The sequence below is a fragment of the Paraburkholderia lacunae genome (assembly GCF_003353175.1).
Lineage (GTDB): Bacteria > Pseudomonadota > Gammaproteobacteria > Burkholderiales > Burkholderiaceae > Paraburkholderia > Paraburkholderia lacunae.
This window is the reverse complement of sequence record NZ_QHKS01000004.1, coordinates 1-16171: the sequence shown is the minus strand read 5'-3', so window position 1 is coordinate 16171 and position 16171 is coordinate 1. Positions and strand designations below refer to the sequence as shown.

Genomic DNA, 16171 nt, shown 5'->3' with positions numbered 1-16171 from the left:
CCGCTTTGTGCCCGCTGGCTTATTGCACCGTATTCAAAGGATTCGATCATGTTAAATCCGCAACCTGTTCCGTCATACCTTCTGCAGTCCGACGCGGTGCGCGAGCGTTTTGAGCGCCTGAAGGCACGCGAGGTGATCCTCGAGGTCCGCGACCTGGGCAAGCGCTTCGAGACGCCGCAAGGCGAATGCACCGCGCTCGACGGCATCAGTTTCAAGACTCACCGGCGGGAGTTCGTCTGCGTGATTGGGCCGTCGGGCTGCGGCAAGTCGACCTTGATCCGCATTCTCGCGGGGCTCGAGATGCAGACGAGCGGCAGCGTGCTGCTCGACGGCAAGCCGGTGCAGGGACCGGGCGCCGATCGCGGCATGGTGTTTCAGGGCTATACGTTGTTTCCGTGGCTGACGGTCAAGAAAAACGTCATGTTCGGCCTGAAGATGAACGGGCACAGCACTATGCACGCCGAGCGTGAGGCGCTGCAATGGCTGGAGTTGGTGGGATTGACGAAGTTCGCCAACGCGTATCCGCATCAATTGTCCGGAGGGATGAAGCAGCGCGTGGCGATTGCGCGCGCGCTCGCGAACCGGCCGCGTATCTTGCTGATGGACGAGCCGTTTGGCGCGCTCGATGCGCAGACGCGGGCGAAGATGCAGACGCATTTGCTCGATATCTGGCGCAATATCGATGTGACTGTGCTGTTTATCACGCACGATCTGGATGAGGCGATTTTTCTGGCTGATCGTATTCTGGTGCTGAAGGCGAATCCTGGCGAGGTGCAGGAGTTGATTGAGGTGCCGGTGCCCCGGCCGCGGGATTATTCTCAAGTGTTGTCTGCTGAGTTTGTGGCCACTAAGGCACGGTTGGAGGCTTTGATTCATCCTCCGGTTGTCGTGTCTGACGACGAGGATGATGGGGTTAAGCCGCATATGGTTCGGATGACTGATGTTACGGATAATGTTGAATGAGGGTTGTTTTTTTGCCTACGGCGTTGGGATTTCTTCTTCTGTATGCTGGCGGCGCTGTCTTTCCTTGATTTCTTTGTGGTCTATTAGCGTTCCCCCTGTGCGGGGGGGCACCTACTTTTCTTTGTCCCCCAAGGGGACTTCCTTCGGGGCGCCGGCCGCAAAGAAAAGTAGGCAAAAGAAAGCAGCTAGAACCGCTAATTCTTAAGCGGGCACCCCGGTCAACCACGGGTAGTGGAAACCTGCCGGACCACACCGTGGTCCATAAGTGCCTGTGACAAGGCAGTCATCCACCCCTTCTCGCGCTGCGCGCTCGCCGGTAAGGTTCATCCCACACCGCCCGCTTCGGTTTTGCCGGCAAGGTCCATTCCACATCGCCCGCTTCGGTTTTGCGCGGCGCCAGCCGTCGCTTCGCCTCGGCGGGGAGCAGATCTGGATGGCCGCGACGCCGCCTTTGCGTACTACGCGCGGCGCGGTACCAGCCGGGATCGCCTCGTCTGACGCGCCAGGGCGCATCACGCCACCGCAAACATGAACAAGCCAGGACCAACGCCGTAGGCACTCAGATAAACAAACGCCGCCGCCAAAGGCCACAAACATTACCAAATCGTAATCACCCTCGCTACCGCATCCCGGTATGATCTAAAAACCAAAAAGTCATGCCTACCGGAGCACCCCCATGCGAATCCTGGTCGTCGAGGACGAGCTGAAAACAGCGGCCTATCTGAAGAAAGGTCTGGAAGAATCCGGCTACGCAGTCGACGTAGCGAACGACGGCCCGCAAGGCCTCCTCCTCGCGCAGGAAGAAGAGTACGACGTGATCGTGCTCGACGTGATGCTGCCCGGCATGGACGGCTGGACCATCGTCAAAACCCTGCGCAGCACGCGCACCACCCCCGTACTGTTCCTGACCGCGCGCGACGACGTCGACGACCGCGTACGCGGTCTCGAACTCGGTGCGGACGACTATCTGGTCAAACCCTTCGCGTTCGTCGAATTGCTGGCGCGCGTGCGCACCCTCGCGCGCCGTGGGCCGCCGCGCGAAAGCGAACTGATCAAGGTCGGCGACCTGGAAATGGATGTCAACCGGCGGCGTGTCAAACGCGGTGGCATACGCATCGATCTCACGCCGCGTGAGTTCTCGCTGCTGCAATTGCTCGCGCGCCGTCAGGGCGAAGTGCTGAGCCGCACGCAAATCGCTTCCTATGTCTGGGACATGAATTTCGATAGCGACACCAATGTCGTCGAAGTCGCCATCCGCCGGCTGCGCACCAAGATCGACGACAACTTTCCCGTCAAGCTGATCCATACGGTGCGCGGCGTCGGCTATGTGCTCGAACTGAAGGACGCCGGTTGATGCGCCGCCGTTCGCTTGCCGCGACGCTCGCGTTTGCTTTCGGCGCCACCACGCTCGCGGTCTTCGCTCTGGTCGGCAGTTTTCTGTATCTCGCGCTGGATCGCCAGATCAAGGCGCAGGACGATCTCGACATCGTGCTCGCGGCCCGCCACGCGCGACGGCTTGCTCAGGAACTCGAAACGTCAAAGGGCATTCTCGAACACGGCGACCGTCTGACCAGCACCGTGTTCGGCGATGCAGCCATGTCGATGGAAGTCTTCGGTCCTGGCGGACATCAGGTGCTCGGACACAACCTCGCCAACACCTTCGCCACGCCGCTCGCCGCGAGTGAAACCAACGCATCCAGCGCAACTAGCGGGGCCAGCGAGACACACGAAATCGTGGCCGGCGACCCCAATGAAGCCAGCGAAGCGAGCGTGGCAAGTGAGGCCAGCGAAGCCAGCGAGTCAAGCGAAGCCAGCGGCGTCGCGACCACTGCCGCCTTGCCGCGGTTGACGCGCATTCCCGCTTCAGCGCGGATCACCGAGGCGGATATCGCGGACTGGAGCGGCCGCAATGGCGCACCGATCCGCGGCATTCTGGCGGACGCGAGCTTGCGCGACGGCGAAGTGGCCAGCCTGCTGGTGGCGCGCAACATGAGCGACCGCTGGCTGCTGCTGGATCGCTATCGCGACAAGCTTCAAATAGCGGGCGCCGCCGGCGTGCTTCTCGCGATGCTGCTGAGCTATCTGCTGATTCGCACAGCCATGCGGCCGTTGCGCGAGATCGCGGCGAGTGCGAGCAACGTCACGGTCAATCGCCTGAATACGCGGATCGCCGTCGCGCGCGTGCCGCATGAACTCGAAGCACTGGTGGCGTCGCTGAATGCGATGCTCGAACGCGTGGACCACGGCTTCCAAAGTCTGTCGCGTTTCACCGCCGACCTCGCACACGATATGCGCACGCCGCTTTCCAACATGCGCGGCGCCGCCGAAGTAGCGCTCGCCCGGCCTCGCTCCACGGACGAATACGAGGCGCTGCTGGCGTCGAATCTGGAGGAATGCGACCGTCTGTCGCGCATGATCGAAAACGTGCTGTTTCTCGCACGCGCCGAACATCCGCAGTTCGTCAAACACATGCGCGAATTCGACGCCGCTCAGGAGCTAACGCGCATCGCCGAATACTTCGAAGGCATCGCCGACGATGCGCACGTCAGCCTGCGCGTCACCGGCGCCGCGCGCCTGACGGCGGACCTGGAGCTGTTTCGCCGCGCCGTCAGCAATCTGCTAGCCAACGCGATCCGCTACACGCCGCAAGGCGGCGAGATCGTGCTCGACGCCGCCGGGTCCGGCGGCGAAGTGCGCGTCACCGTGTCGAATCAGGGGCAACCGATCGCCCGCGAGCATCTCGAACGGATCTTCGACCGCTTTTACCGCATCGATCCGTCGCGCAGTTCGCTGCCGTCTTCCGGCCTGTCGCAAGGGTCCACGGGTTCGACCGGGCTCGGCCTCGCGATCGTCCGCACGATCATGGAACTGCACGGCGGCTCCGTACATGCCGAAAGCGACGCGCGGAGCACGCGTTTCATCCTCACGTTCCGGCGGGTTTAGCCGCGGGTGCCGCAGGTGTTTCAGGCGCCGCGGCGGCGGCAGCAACGTCCGTCGGTTTTGCCGCGCTGTCGCTCCGATCCTGCCACGTGCCGCCCAGCGCCTTCAGCAACAACACGCTCGACTCCAGCTGGCGCGCGGCAATCTGATCCGCGGTGCGCTGGTTCGTCAACGCGATGGTCTGCGCGGTCACCACGTCGAGGTAGCTGACCGCGCCGGCGTTGAAGCGGTTGGTCGTCAGCCGCAAGGAGAGATCGGCGGCCGTCGTCGCGCGCTGCTGGCTGGCGGCTTCGTCGGCGAGCGAATGCAAGGCGGACAGATTGTCTTCGACCTGCTGGAACGCCACCAGCACCGTTTGCCGGTAATCGGCGACCGTGCCGTCGTATTGGGCCGTCGCGCCATGCAGGGTGGCCGTGCGGCGGCCGCCGTCGAACAGCGTGCCGACCAGTTGCGATCCGAGCGACCAGAACAGACTCGGCGCGCTCAGCCACGGCGCGAAGAACGTGCTTTCCAGCCCCGCGCTCGCGGACAGCACCAGGTCGGGGAAGAACGCCGCGTGCGCCACGCCGATCTGCGCATTCGCCGACGCCACGCGCCGTTCGGCGGCGGCGATGTCCGGCCGTCGTTCGAGCAGTTGCGACGGCAGTCCGATGGGAATCGGCGGCGCCGTCGGCGTCGAGCCGTTCGGCGGCAGTGTGAAGGTCGAGGCGGGCTCGCCGATCAGCGTGGCGATCGCATGCTGCATTTGCGCGCGCGTCACGTCGATGTCCGTGTCCTGAGTACGCGTCGCTTCGAGTTGCGTGGTGGCTTGAGCCACCGCGGACGCGTCGATCGCGCCGCTTTTCAGCTGTTGCTGCAGCAGGTTCAGCGCGGCGGCGTACGCGTTCACGCTGTCGTCGAGCAGTTTCTTCTGCGTATCGAGCGAGCGCAGCGCGAAATAGTCGACGGCCAGATCGGCGCTCATCGACAGACGCACGGCTTCGAGATCCGCTTCACTTGCCTGGGCGTCGGCCTGCGCACCCGTCACGCTGTCGCGCACGCGGCCGAACAGATCGGGCTCCCAACTCGCCGACACGCCGGCCGAATAGTCGGGGATGGTCTTGCCCGCGAGCGCACGGTCCACGAGGTTCTGCGAGGTTCTTGAGCGATTCTGGGCGGCGCCGGCGGTGATGACCGGAAAGAATCCGGCGCGCTGGTAATCGACCATCGAACGTGCTTGCTGAACCTGCGCGACCGCTTTGCGCGCGGTCTGATTCGACACGTCGATACGCGCCTCGAGCTGATTGAGCACCGGGTCGTTGAAGAGGGTCCACCAGGGGCCGCGCGGCGCCGCGTCGGCGGGCACGGCCTGCGCCCAGCCGGGTGCGGCGCCCGCGTATTGCGCGGGGATCTCGGCGCTGGGCCGCTGGTAAGGCGGCAGCGTCGAGCACGCGCCCAGCAATGCACCGATCAGCGTGACGGCAAGCGCACGGCGCGATAGCAGGTGCCAACGCAGGTGCAATCGCGGCAGCATGCGCAGGCCCAAGCGGAAGCTTGAACGCGGCAGCATGCTTAGGCCCAAGTGCAAGCTCGATCGCGGCAGCATGCTTAGGCCAAGTCGCAAGCTCGATCGCCGCAGCAAGCACACGCCCAGCCGCGGACTCGACAAACGGCGCACCGAGGTGCGCGGAATTTTGGTCTGAAACATCGGCAGATCCTTTCGATGAAGAACGCTCAGCTATGGGTTGCCGGCGCGATCTGGACGGCTTGTCCGGTGCTCAGCGAATCGCCCGGGTTGTCGATGACGCGCTCGGTTGCCGCGAGCCCGCTAGTGATCTCCACATGCGTGCCGAAATCGCGGCCGATGTGAACCGTCTTCAGCGCCGCCTTGCCGTTCGGGTCGACCACGGCGACCGTCACGCCGTCGGGGCGGAACAGCAGCGCACTGACCGGCAGATCGAGCGCGGGCGACGACGACTGCAACTGCAGATGCACCTGCGCATAGGCGCCGGGCATCAACGCGCCGTCCTTGTTGTCGACGTCGACTTCGACCCGCAGCGTGCGGCTCGCCGGATCGATCGCGCCGGTGCTGCGCGCCACCTTCGCGGCGATCTGCCGGCCCGGATACTGCTGGGCCGTCAGATACGCGCCGGTGGCGGGCGTCACGTAGGGGGCGTCGTTCTGCGGCACGTCGACGAACACCCGCAGCACGCCGGTCTGCTGGATGTGAAACAGCTCGCCCGACATGCCGGCGGTGCCGGGCGTGCCGCCCGCCGTCACCAGGGCGCCGACGTCGACATTGCGGGCGGTGATCACGCCGTCGAACGGCGCGGCGATCTTCTCGTACGAGACCAGTTCGGCCAGATGCGCGACGTTGGCCTGCGCCGACGCGAGCATCGCGCGCCGGGCTTCCCTGTCGCTGACCTTCGTATCCGCGTCCTGCTGCGCGACCGATTGCGTTTTCAGCATCTCCTGCCAGCGCTGCGCGGTCACCTTGGCGTAGTCGAAGTTGGCCTGCGCGGTCGCTTCGTCGGCACGGGCCTGGCGTAGCTGCGCGTCGAGCTCGGGGGCTTCGATGGTGGCGAGCGTTTGTCCGCTTTTAACCTGTGCGCCGATATCGGTGTTCCAGTGCGCCAGATAGCCGCTCGTGCGCGCGTAGATCGATGCTTCGGCGAACGGCGTCACCGCGCCCGGCAACAGCAACTCTTGAGCGGTGGGCGCTGCGCGCGGCGTGACCACCGCCACGTTGACGACGCTTTGCGCGGCCGTCTGTTGCGTGAGCGCGGCGCTCGCATGCAGACGCGGCACGATGCCGACGATCAGCAAGACCGCGGCCAGTCCGCTCAACGCAAGCGGCAACAGGTAACGGCGCGGTTTGGAGCTCGCGTCCGCGGCAGGCGCCGGCGCAGCAGGTTCGACGTGCGGGGTTTCGCAGGCGCCGCTCGGGGGTTGTCTGGACTGATCGGACTGATCGGACCGTACAGGCGGAAGGGATGAGTCGTTCATGGTCGGGGTCTCGTCGGAGTCAAAGTGTGCGGGCGGGTACGCCGGATTCCTGGGTGTCTTGCCGAGCCGCGCGGCGTTTGTCGAGCCACGCATGCACCGTCCCGTAGACGACCGGCACGAACAGCAACGTAGCGACCGTGCCGAGCGCGAGGCCGCCGATCACCGCGCGCCCGAGCGGCGCGTTCTGCTCGCCGCCGTCGCCGAGGCCGAGCGCCATCGGCAGCATGCCGATCAGCATCGCGAGCGCGGTCATCAGCACGGGGCGGAAGCGGCTGAAGCCGGCTTCGCGCGCCGCCTGCAACGGCGGCTTGCCGCCGTGGTGCAGTTCGCGCGCGGTGTTGATCACGAGAATGCTGTTGGCCGTGGCGATGCCGATGCACAGAATGGCGCCGGTCAGCGCCGGTACGCTCAGGCGCGTGCCGGTACTGAACAGCATCCACGCGATGCCCGCGAGCGAGCCCGGCAGGCCGCTGATAATGATGAACGGATCGAGCCACGACTGGAAATTGACGACCATCAGCAGGTAGACGAGGGCGATCGCGAACACCATGCCGCTGGCGAGGCCGCTGAACGAGTCGTGCATCGCCTGCACCTGGCCGCGCACGACGATCGACGCCCCCGGCGGCAACTGCGGCCGGATCTGATCGACGAGCCGGGTCACGTCGGCCGCCACGCCGCCGAGGTCGCGCCCCTGAGCCGACGCGAAGATGTCCAGCACCGGCTGCACGTTGTAGTGCGAGACGACCGCCTGCTGGGTGCCGCGTGACAGTGAGCTCAGCGCGCCAAGCAGGTTTTGCGCAGCAGGGCCGTTGGCATTGGCCGCCGCCGCCGTCGTTGCCGTCGCCGTTGCCGTCCCGCCGGCCGCGCCCGAGCCGGTGCCGCCGATCTGCGCGACCGGAATGTTGGCCAGCGCCTGAAGCGAGTTCACATCGTACTGAGGCATCATCGACATCAGCGGATAGCTGACGCCGTTCTTCGGGTCGAGCCAGAAATTCGGCGAGGTCTGCGAACTGCCGGACAACGCGATCAGCAGGTTTTGCGATACGTCGCGTTGCAGCAATCCGGCTTGAATCGCCCGGGTGCGGTCGACGTTCACGTTGATGGCCGGTGCGTCGCCCGGTTGCTGGATGCGGGCGTCCACGAGGCCGCGCACGCCGCGCAATTGCGAGAGCAAACGGTTCGCCACCGCGCGGTTGGCGTCGAGCTTGTTGCCGACGATCTGGATATCGATCGGCGCGGGCAGGCCGAAGTTGAGAATCTGGCTGACGATATCGGCGGGCAGGAACGCGAAGGTCACGCCGGGGAACGCTTTGGCGAGCGTCGTGCGCAGCGTCGCCACGTATTGCGCGGTGGGCTTGTGGTTGGCCGCGAGCGTGATCATCACGTCCGCGTCTTCGGGGCCGATCGGGTCCGACGAGTCGTAAGTCAGGTTGATGCCGCTCACCGGCACGCCGATATTGTCCAGCACGGCCGCCAGTTCCTGCTTCGGAATCACGCTGCGTACGCGGGCTTCGACTTCATCGGTGATGGCAGCCGTATCTTCGATGCGCGTGCCAGTCGGCGCGCGCAGATGCAGGCGGATTTCGCCGGTATCGACAGCCGGGAAGAAGTCGCGGCCGGCAAACGGCACCAGCGCGAGCGAACCGATACACAGCAGCAGGAAGATCGCGATAAAACGACGCGGACTCGCAATGCCCGCGGCCAGCACGCCGCGATAGCGTTCGCGCAGCCGCTCGAAGCGCTGCTCGAAACCCGCCTGAAAGCGGATCATGCGCGCAATCGGCCCGTTGCCCGTGACCGGCGCATTGCTGCGCGCGCGCATCAGGTACATCGCCAGTGTCGGGACCAGCGTGCGCGAGAAGAAATACGACGCGCACATCGCGAACACCACGGCCTCAGCGAGCGGCACGAACAGATAGCGCGCGACACCCGAGAGCAGGAACATCGGCACGAACACGATGCAGATCGACAGCGTCGACACGAACGTCGGCACGGCAATCTCGCCGGAACCTTTGAGAATCGCATCGTGCAGCGGCTCGCCGTTTTCCAGATGGTGCGTGATGTTTTCGATCGCGACGGTGGCGTCGTCGACGAGAATGCCCACGGCGAGCGCCAGCCCGCCGAGCGTCATGATATTGATGGTCTGGCCGAGCGCCGCGAGCGCGATCAACGAGGTCAGCACCGCGAGCGGAATCGATACCGCGATGATCAGCGTGGCGCGCCAGCTGCCGAGAAACAGCAGGATCATCAAGGCGGTCAGGCCGGCGGCGATCAGCGCCTCGCGCGCCACGCCCAGCACCGCCGACTTCACGAACACCGACTGATCGGACAACGCGGTGATGTGCAGCGCGCTCGGCAAACCGGCGGCGATACGCGGCAGCATCGCCTTGACCTGCTGGATGATGGTCAGCGTCGAGGTGCTGCCGGACTTCTCGACGGTCAGGAGCGCCGCGCGCTTGCCGTCGCTGCGGACGATATTGGTTTGCGGCGCATAGCCGTCGCGCACGTGAGCGACGTCGCGCACGTACACCACGCCGCCCGCCACGGTCTTGATCGGCAGATCGTTCAGCGCGGCGACGGTGTCCGTGCTGCCGTTCATCTGCACGTTGTATTCCTTCGTGCCGATTTTCGCGGTGCCGCCCGGCAGAATCAGGTTCTGTGCGTTCACGGCATTGACCACGTCGAGCGGGGAGAGGCCCTTTGCCTGCAACGCGCGCGGATCGATGTCGACCATGATCTGCCGAACCTTGCCGCCGAACGGCAGCGGCACCGAGGCGCCCTGGACCGTCGCCAGCTGCGTGCGGATCTGGCTGTTGCCGAGGTCGTAGAGCTGCTGTTCCGACAAGGTGTTGCTCGAGAGTCCCAGTTGCAGGATCGGCACCGTCGACGCGTTGTACGTGATGATGTTCGGCGGCAGCGTGCCGGGCGGCAGCACGCGCAGGATAGACGCCGAATTGGAGGCCGCCTCCGCGATCGCGCGATTGATGTCCGCACCCGGGTGGAAAAAGATTTTCACGACCGATACGCCGTTCAGCGATTGCGACTCGATATGTCCGATATCGTCGACGTCGGAGGTGAGGGCGCGCTCGTAATTCGACGTGATGCGATTGGCCATGTCCTGCGCGGAAAAGCCGTTATACGACCAGACGATGCTGACCACCGGAATGTCGATGTTCGGGAAGATATCGGTCGGCGTGCGCAGTATCGCAAGCGGGCCGACGATAAAGATCAGCAGCGCGAGAACCACGAACGTGTAAGGGCGGCGTAGTGCGAGCCTGACGATCCACATGACGGATTCCTGAAAAAGAGGCAGATGGAGGCGCCCGTCTTCGACGTCATGAACGGCGCATGACACGAGCTTCGTGAGGTCAGGAGTGTGGATGCAGGGGGCTTACCGGCCGCGGACCGCTACATTACAAGTCCGTTATCTGCGCGGTGAGCCGCGAAGGACGGGGGCGATGTGGCGGTCGATGTGGCGTTCGATGCGTAGATGACAAAACGGTAATGTGAGGGTCAGTGCTCCGACAGCTGAAATGACAAGAATGGGAAGGGTGCATCAAGCCACTTTTATTTCCAGTCAAATCGGAGAGACGTCATGAAACTGCTTACCGCCGTTGCTGTTGCCGCCCTTGGTCTTTCGTTCGGCGCGACTGCCTTCGCGCAAACCGCTTCGTCAGGATCGACCTCGTCAGCATTGACCCGCGCGGAGGTTGTTGCGCAACTGGCGCAAGCGCAGGCGGAAGGCTACCTGCCAATGTCGGATGGCGACTATCCGCCTTCGGCCGCCACGATCGCGCACAACCGCGAGATTTATGCGATTCAGCACGGCACCGATGGGATGGTGAGGACCGCAGGTTCGCCTGCTGCGCATCCGGAGCCGGTGTCGAATTGATGTCGGATCGATGCCGGCTGGTTGTATTGGGCCGCCACACGGAACAGGAGCCAGGCGAGCCGAGCGCAACCGCAGCTATTGAAAAACACCACCCGCCAGCGTCACACTGACGACTTCTACCCGAAGCGGTGAGCAAACAACATGACCCATGCTGGCGATTTCATCGTGCGGACGATGTCGGCTGGCGAGGTCGGCCTGGCGCTCGAGTGGGCTGCGGCGGAAGGATGGAACCCCGGCCTGCACGATGCGTCGTGCTTTCGGGCCGCGGACCCCGACGGCTTCTTTATCGGCGAGTGGCGGGGCGAACCGGTCGCCTGCATCTCCGCGGTCGCCTACGGCGAACGCTTCGGCTTTATCGGTCTGTACATCGTGAAACCGGATTTTCGCGGCAGATGCTTCGGCATGCGTGTCTGGCAACACGGGATGGACTATCTGCGAAACCGCAACGTGGGTCTCGACGGCGTCCTCGCCCAGCAGGCGAACTACAGGAAGTCCGGTTTTGCGCTTGCGCATCGCAACATCCGCTTTCAAGGCATCGCGCAAGGCGCGGCTCGCGCGAACCTTTCGAACGCATCGGATCTGCCGTTCGAGCAGCTTGCCGGCTACGACCGCCAGTGCTTTCCTGCCGCGCGTGCGCACTTTCTCGCCGCATGGCTTGGACAACCCGACGCCGTTGCGCTGGCGGCCGTCCGCGATGGCCGCCTCGCGGGATACGGCGTGCTGCGCCGTTGCAGGACGGGCTGGAAGATCGGCCCGCTCTTCGCGGATAACGAACGGATTGCGACCGAGCTGTTCGATGGACTCACCGCGCGCGTGCCGGGCGAGGTCTTCTTTTTCGACGCGCCCGAGACCAACCCGGCGGCCATCGCGCTGGCCGAACGGCGCGGCATGACTAGCGTCTTCGAAACCGCGCGGATGTATACGCGGGAGCCGCCCACGCTTGCGATCGAATGCGTGTTCGGCGTCACTTCGTTTGAGCTTGGGTGAATGCGGGGGAGGTTCGCCGCATGCGCGCCTTTGCTTGCGTTGCCGGGCAAAGGCGCTTGCGGAATTAGCCGGGAATGCCGGATCTGCCCATCGCCGGCGCTATTTCCATTTCCATCCGAGAGTCTCCAGCCCGGCTTTCTTGAGGTCCTCCGGCACCATCACGACGCGGAACTCGCAGTCGGCGTTGAATTTCAGAAACCAGGGTTCCGCGAGTGAGGGAATCTCCGACGGATCATTGAGATTGACAATGAGTATGGCGCCGCGCGTGCCATTTTGCTCGGTAAAGTAGACGGCCTCCGGCTTCGTCTCTTCGAGAATCCTCGCCATCACTTCCCCGACAGTGCCTTCGCGCACAAAATTGTTGAACGGTTCATGGGGTATTCGTATGTTGAGAAGCATGCGCATGGTCATCCTCCTTTCTGATTGACGCCCAACTGGGCCTCTTAAGAATAGGAGGTTTGCGCTGCGGGGCGTGCGCATTCGTCAACACGACGCGTGGCCGTTGGGCGGCCGTGGGGGCGTCCTCCGAAGGCGCACTCGCGGCGTCGATGTTCGATCTGCAGAATCCCACGCTCGACTGGGTCGCTCTGGCTAAGGGGATGGGCGTCGAAGCGGTGCGCGCCGAGTCGCGCAGAACCTTCGAGGACGCGTTTGCTTCAGCCATGAAGCAGCGCGGTCCGAGGCTGATCGAAGCAATCATTTGACGGGACGCCGTCGCCTTGAACCGCGAACGCTTCGAAACAGGGTCGCCGTGTGACGATGCATGCCGCACCGCAAAAAAAATTCTGATTGCGCTCGACGAGGAGGATCGACATCGCGGTGCGCAGCGTCTGGGCCTGCTCGCGCAAGTGCCCCGAAAGCTGGGGCCACGCCCTTCACATGGTCGAGTAGGTCGACTATCGGGGGTATCCGCGGGGGTAACGCGTGGAACTTAGGTGGATTCCGGGTGGCGGCAATGAAGCCGGGCCACCCGGGAAGGCGAGCGGCGACGGTTAGGGAAACGCGGGGATGGTCGGATCGGCTCCCTTGATGTCAGCCTCTGCGTGGTGAAGCTTGACCAGCTGTTCGATTTCCTCGACGCGATCCGTTGGGACGTCGACCAGCATCAGCAGTTCACCTCGCGCGATGGCTTCTTCGAAAGGCTTCAACCGCGTGTTCGGCACGTCGACGCCGATCATCGGCGCCACCCACGCGCCGAATCCCGCGCCGCAGAGCGTGATCGCAACCAGGGCGCCGCCCGCAATCGTCAGGCCGGCGGGTGGAAAGACCATTGCGACCAGGCCCGCCAGCATCCCCACGCAGCCTCCCGCGGCCGTCCCTCGCGCGAGCGCCGGCAGCAGGTCGGTGCGCTGCGTCAGCGTGGCTTCCGGCAAATGCTCGAGCGGCACGTCATGTCTGGCGATCACGTGAATGTGGCGCCATTCGATCCGCTCCAACAAGAGTTCGTTGGCGATCGCCTTCGCGCTTTGCGCGTGAGGCAGCAAGAAGTACAGGCGTCTCATGTCGGCCTCCCGAATAGGGGAGACCGGAGCAGGGCGCGGGCCTCCCACTTGTATTCTTGCCCGGCAAGGCGGCGACCAGAAGTAGGAATGTCCGCCGAAAGACGTGGGTAGGGACCCGCACTCGATGCGCTTCGCCGGGGCGCTTAGACGTGACGCCGCACCGGCGCGGGTACACGCAATGCTGGTAATCTGATGGAGCGGCGGCCTTTGCCGCCGCTGGACAACGGCGAGCCTTGCTGACTGAAGTCATGGACAATTTCGACGACGCGCGTGACCGGATGGTCGAGCGTCAACTGCGAGCCCGCGGCATTCGCGACACGCGCGTGCTGGCGGCGATGCGGGAAGTGCCGAGGCACCGGTTCGTCCCGGCAGCGCTTGCTGACTTCGCGTACAACGATACGCCGTTGCCGATCGGCGAAGGGCAAACGATCTCGCAGCCGGCCGTGGTCGCAAGAATGATCGAGGCGGCGGCGATCGAAGCGGGCGATCGCGTGCTCGACGTCGGCACGGGCTCCGGTTATGCCGCCGCCGTGCTCGCGCGGCTTGCCGCTCACGTGGATAGCGTCGAACGTCATTTCTCGCTCGCCGCGCGCGCACGCGTCGTGCTGGCAGAACTGGGCTATGACAACGTCGACGTGCACTATGCCGACGGCACGCTGGGTTTGCCTGAGCGCGCGCCGTTCGACGCGGTCATTGCCGGGGCGTGGGGTCCGCAAGTTCCGCAATCATGGCGCGATCAGTTGGCGCCTGGCGGGCGCATCGTCATGCCGGTCGGACGGGACCGCCAGAGGCTCGTCAGGCTGACGCGCACCGGTGAAACCCAGTTCGATGAAGAGATATTGGGTGATGTGCTTTTTGTGCCGCTGATCGGCGAAGAAGGCTGGCCTGACGATTACTGAATCGTCGATCCACCCGTCCCACGTGCCCCGCGTGCCCGGCTCGGCGCCGCACCGCCTCGCGAACGGACAACCTCGGCCAGTTGCCACGAGGCAAGCGCAATGCACCCGAACACGACCTCGCGCATCCGCTTGACCAACGCTAGCGAAAGCGCCGTGTCGCGATCGACACCGAACATCTGCGCGAGCAACACAACCGCGGCATCCTGCACCCCAAGCCCAGCCGGAATGAAAAATGCCGCATGCCGGACCGCCTGGGTGATCGCCTCGATCGCAAGCGCGCCGCTCAGCGACACGGGATGCCCAAGCATCGCCAGTGCCCAGTAAGTCTCGAGCGCGCCCAGCGCGTAACCGGCAAACTGCCACAGGAAACTGCGCAGCAACAACCCGCCGCGCGACATCAGCGCATTGATCTCCACGTCGAGCTGCCTGCCGTCGATGCTTCGCAGCAGCGGATGCGTGTCGCCCAGCAAGCCCGCCGCCCAGCGCTCAATCGCCTGAAAAATACCGCCACGGCGTGCGACCACGATTGCGATGACCGGCAGCGGAATGGAGAGCAGAAACGCCACGCCGATGCTGCGCAACGCATCGGCCTGCTGCGCCGACACGACGATCAGCACGATACCCAGCGCGGAAAACGCGTACTGAACGGCCATTGTCACGAGTACCTCGACAATGATCGATGCGCTCACGCGACAGGTGTCGGGCACGCGCCATCGCGCCAGCCTGATGCCCACGATCTCGCCGCCGATGCTCGCAACCGGCATCAAACGGCTCACGGCCTCACGTACGGTTGCGACCCACCAGAGAAACCAGAGCGGCGCCCGCTTGTCGAGCAGAAGCCGCCACGCATGGGCGTCGAGCGCTAGCGGAATCGCATGCAACGGCACGAGCCATAACAGGGTGAACCCGGCCCCTCCGATCACCTGCATCACGTCGCCGACGCCACGATGCAAGGCGAGGGCGAGCAGTACGCCGATGCCGATCGGAAGCCCCGCCCATTTGAGCCACTTCATGCGGTTTGAAAGCGGTCTGCGGACAGGTCGGCGAAACCGCCGCGCACGGCGCCCGCCGCATCGAGCGCCGCCGCGACACGCGTGGACAGCAGCGCAGCGAGTTCGTCCGCATGCCGGTAGGTCCGCATGCCCGCCGTGAGCGCACCGTCTCCGGGCGAGGCGGGGTGACAGTAGATTTCGCCGACGCCGGCAGGCAGGCGCGCGATCGCCTCCAGCAGCGTGCTCTCATCCATCTGTCCCGTGCGGGCGATCCCAACCACGTAGTCGTTGTGCGCAATGCCGGCCTGGTCGAGCCGTGCGCGCATATGCGACACCCAGGGTTGGAGCCACAGCGGCGTATCGGACTCGCAAGGCAGGCGCATCGCGCGCATGCCGTACTCTTTGCCGATCTCGAGGATCAGCGAGAGTACGGTCGGGTGCATATGAAAGTGCTTGTGCGTATTGACGTGATCGAGCGCCAAACCCGTTCGGGCGAAGGCATCGAATTGGGCTCGAATTTCCATCGCGAGTTGCGCGCGCACGTGTGGCAGAAAGAAGAAGCGGAAGCCGTCGCGCACCATGTTGTCGCCGAACATCCCCTGGGCGTCGACCAGTGCCGGGATCATCGCGCGCGGCAGCGTTGCCGCGCCGTCGGCCAGCACCAGATGCAGGCCGACCCGCAGGCCCGGCAGACTCCGCGCCCGCTGGACGGCGTCCTGGATGGCGGGCGCGCCGACCATCAGGCTTGCCGCGGTCAGCACGCCGTGCCGGCAAGCTAGCTCGACCGCTTCGTTGACGCGCGGATGCAGACCGAAGTCGTCAGCCGTGATGATCAGCCGGCGCTGCGGTTGCCCATGCGCCTGTGCGCGGCCACCGGAGACGCTCTCCATCACGCTTGGTGGGCGCGCAGGAAGCGGAAGAATTCGACGCCTTCGCGCAGGCGCCGTTTCATCATGTCCCAGCTCGTCAGCATCTCGCGCAGGATTTCCCAGATCTTCGACGGTCGGAAAT

14 protein-coding genes are annotated in these 16171 nt (G+C 64.8%); 7 read left to right on the top strand and 7 right to left on the bottom strand.

Features of this window, described 5'->3' with window-relative positions; genetic code table 11:
- The first annotated feature begins 48 nt into the window (after positions 1-48).
- The 3 genes from DLM46_RS06850 to DLM46_RS06840 all read left to right on the top strand — a co-directional run bounded on the left by DLM46_RS06850 (position 49) and on the right by DLM46_RS06840 (position 3906).
- Positions 49-963 (top strand): ABC transporter ATP-binding protein, encoded by a 915-nt coding sequence (locus DLM46_RS06850; RefSeq protein ID WP_115100022.1) that lies wholly within the window; start codon positions 49-51, stop codon positions 961-963.
- Between the two features lie 676 nt (positions 964-1639).
- On the top strand, positions 1640-2317 hold the full coding sequence (locus DLM46_RS06845) for a heavy metal response regulator transcription factor (protein ID WP_115100021.1): 678 nt from the start codon (positions 1640-1642) through the stop codon (positions 2315-2317).
- Positions 2317-3906 (top strand): heavy metal sensor histidine kinase, encoded by a 1590-nt coding sequence (locus DLM46_RS06840; protein WP_115100020.1) that lies wholly within the window; start codon positions 2317-2319, stop codon positions 3904-3906. Before DLM46_RS06845 ends, DLM46_RS06840 begins: the two co-directional genes overlap by 1 nt.
- Here the strand turns inward: DLM46_RS06840 and DLM46_RS06835 are convergent.
- The 3 genes from DLM46_RS06835 to DLM46_RS06825 all read right to left on the bottom strand — a co-directional run bounded on the left by DLM46_RS06835 (position 3887) and on the right by DLM46_RS06825 (position 10177).
- Entirely contained in the window at positions 3887-5416 is a 1530-nt protein-coding gene (locus tag DLM46_RS06835) for an efflux transporter outer membrane subunit (protein WP_115100304.1), read from the bottom strand. The genes DLM46_RS06840 and DLM46_RS06835 overlap by 20 nt on opposite strands.
- 200 nt (positions 5417-5616) lie before the next feature.
- Entirely contained in the window at positions 5617-6888 is a 1272-nt protein-coding gene (locus DLM46_RS06830; protein WP_115100019.1) for an efflux RND transporter periplasmic adaptor subunit, read from the bottom strand.
- 19 nt (positions 6889-6907) lie between these two features.
- Complete coding sequence (locus DLM46_RS06825; RefSeq protein ID WP_115100018.1) at positions 6908-10177, bottom strand: efflux RND transporter permease subunit; 3270 nt, start codon at positions 10175-10177, stop codon at positions 6908-6910.
- A 306-nt stretch (positions 10178-10483) separates the two neighbouring features.
- Here DLM46_RS06825 and DLM46_RS06820 point away from each other — a divergent pair, with 306 nt between their 5' ends.
- Both DLM46_RS06820 and DLM46_RS06815 read left to right on the top strand, forming a co-directional pair.
- Complete coding sequence (locus DLM46_RS06820) at positions 10484-10780, top strand: DUF4148 domain-containing protein (protein ID WP_115100017.1); 297 nt, start codon at positions 10484-10486, stop codon at positions 10778-10780.
- A 141-nt stretch (positions 10781-10921) separates the two neighbouring features.
- Complete coding sequence (locus DLM46_RS06815) at positions 10922-11767, top strand: GNAT family N-acetyltransferase (RefSeq protein WP_115100016.1); 846 nt, start codon at positions 10922-10924, stop codon at positions 11765-11767.
- Positions 11768-11866: 99 nt separating this feature from the next.
- Here the strand turns inward: DLM46_RS06815 and DLM46_RS06810 are convergent, their stop codons facing one another.
- Complete coding sequence (locus tag DLM46_RS06810) at positions 11867-12172, bottom strand: panthothenate synthetase (RefSeq protein ID WP_115100303.1); 306 nt, start codon at positions 12170-12172, stop codon at positions 11867-11869.
- 107 nt (positions 12173-12279) lie between these two features.
- Between DLM46_RS06810 and DLM46_RS06805 the strand changes: the two genes are divergently transcribed.
- A complete protein-coding gene (locus DLM46_RS06805) occupies positions 12280-12471 on the top strand; it encodes a thiamine pyrophosphate-dependent enzyme (RefSeq protein WP_244305891.1) in 192 nt (63 codons plus the stop codon).
- A 288-nt stretch (positions 12472-12759) separates the two neighbouring features.
- Here the strand turns inward: DLM46_RS06805 and DLM46_RS06800 are convergent, their stop codons facing one another.
- Positions 12760-13269 carry a DUF1269 domain-containing protein gene (locus DLM46_RS06800; RefSeq protein WP_115100015.1) on the bottom strand — a complete coding sequence of 170 codons (510 nt, stop codon included), beginning with the start codon at positions 13267-13269 and terminating at the stop codon, positions 12760-12762.
- Between the two features lie 248 nt (positions 13270-13517).
- Here DLM46_RS06800 and DLM46_RS06795 point away from each other — a divergent pair, with 248 nt between their 5' ends.
- Positions 13518-14168 (top strand): protein-L-isoaspartate(D-aspartate) O-methyltransferase, encoded by a 651-nt coding sequence (locus DLM46_RS06795; protein WP_115100014.1) that lies wholly within the window; start codon positions 13518-13520, stop codon positions 14166-14168.
- Here the strand turns inward: DLM46_RS06795 and DLM46_RS06790 are convergent.
- Together DLM46_RS06790 and hpnK are read right to left on the bottom strand one after the other, a co-directional pair.
- Positions 14162-15181 (bottom strand): lysylphosphatidylglycerol synthase domain-containing protein, encoded by a 1020-nt coding sequence (locus DLM46_RS06790; RefSeq protein ID WP_115100013.1) that lies wholly within the window; start codon positions 15179-15181, stop codon positions 14162-14164. The two genes, DLM46_RS06795 and DLM46_RS06790, sit on opposite strands and share 7 nt — an antisense overlap.
- Entirely contained in the window at positions 15178-16050 is an 873-nt protein-coding gene (hpnK, locus tag DLM46_RS06785; protein WP_115100012.1) for a hopanoid biosynthesis-associated protein HpnK, read from the bottom strand. Before hpnK ends, DLM46_RS06790 begins: the two co-directional genes overlap by 4 nt.
- Positions 16051-16171 lie beyond the last annotated feature (121 nt).

Bases quoted from the DNA above. Each gene is read 5' to 3' on its own strand.
- DLM46_RS06850 (WP_115100022.1), top strand. From the start codon at position 49: ATGTTAAATCCGCAACCTGTTCCGTCATACCTTCTGCAGTCCGACGCG.
- DLM46_RS06845 (WP_115100021.1), top strand. From the start codon at position 1,640: ATGCGAATCCTGGTCGTCGAGGACGAGCTGAAAACAGCGGCCTATCTG.
- DLM46_RS06840 (WP_115100020.1), top strand. From the start codon at position 2,317: ATGCGCCGCCGTTCGCTTGCCGCGACGCTCGCGTTTGCTTTCGGCGCC.
- DLM46_RS06835 (WP_115100304.1), bottom strand. From the start codon at position 5,416: ATGCTGCCGCGATTGCACCTGCGTTGGCACCTGCTATCGCGCCGTGCG.
- DLM46_RS06830 (WP_115100019.1), bottom strand. From the start codon at position 6,888: ATGAACGACTCATCCCTTCCGCCTGTACGGTCCGATCAGTCCGATCAG.
- DLM46_RS06825 (WP_115100018.1), bottom strand. From the start codon at position 10,177: ATGTGGATCGTCAGGCTCGCACTACGCCGCCCTTACACGTTCGTGGTT.
- DLM46_RS06820 (WP_115100017.1), top strand. From the start codon at position 10,484: ATGAAACTGCTTACCGCCGTTGCTGTTGCCGCCCTTGGTCTTTCGTTC.
- DLM46_RS06815 (WP_115100016.1), top strand. From the start codon at position 10,922: ATGACCCATGCTGGCGATTTCATCGTGCGGACGATGTCGGCTGGCGAG.
- DLM46_RS06810 (WP_115100303.1), bottom strand. From the start codon at position 12,172: ATGCGCATGCTTCTCAACATACGAATACCCCATGAACCGTTCAACAAT.
- DLM46_RS06800 (WP_115100015.1), bottom strand. From the start codon at position 13,269: ATGAGACGCCTGTACTTCTTGCTGCCTCACGCGCAAAGCGCGAAGGCG.
- DLM46_RS06795 (WP_115100014.1), top strand. From the start codon at position 13,518: ATGGACAATTTCGACGACGCGCGTGACCGGATGGTCGAGCGTCAACTG.
- DLM46_RS06790 (WP_115100013.1), bottom strand. From the start codon at position 15,181: ATGAAGTGGCTCAAATGGGCGGGGCTTCCGATCGGCATCGGCGTACTG.
- hpnK (WP_115100012.1), bottom strand. From the start codon at position 16,050: ATGGAGAGCGTCTCCGGTGGCCGCGCACAGGCGCATGGGCAACCGCAG.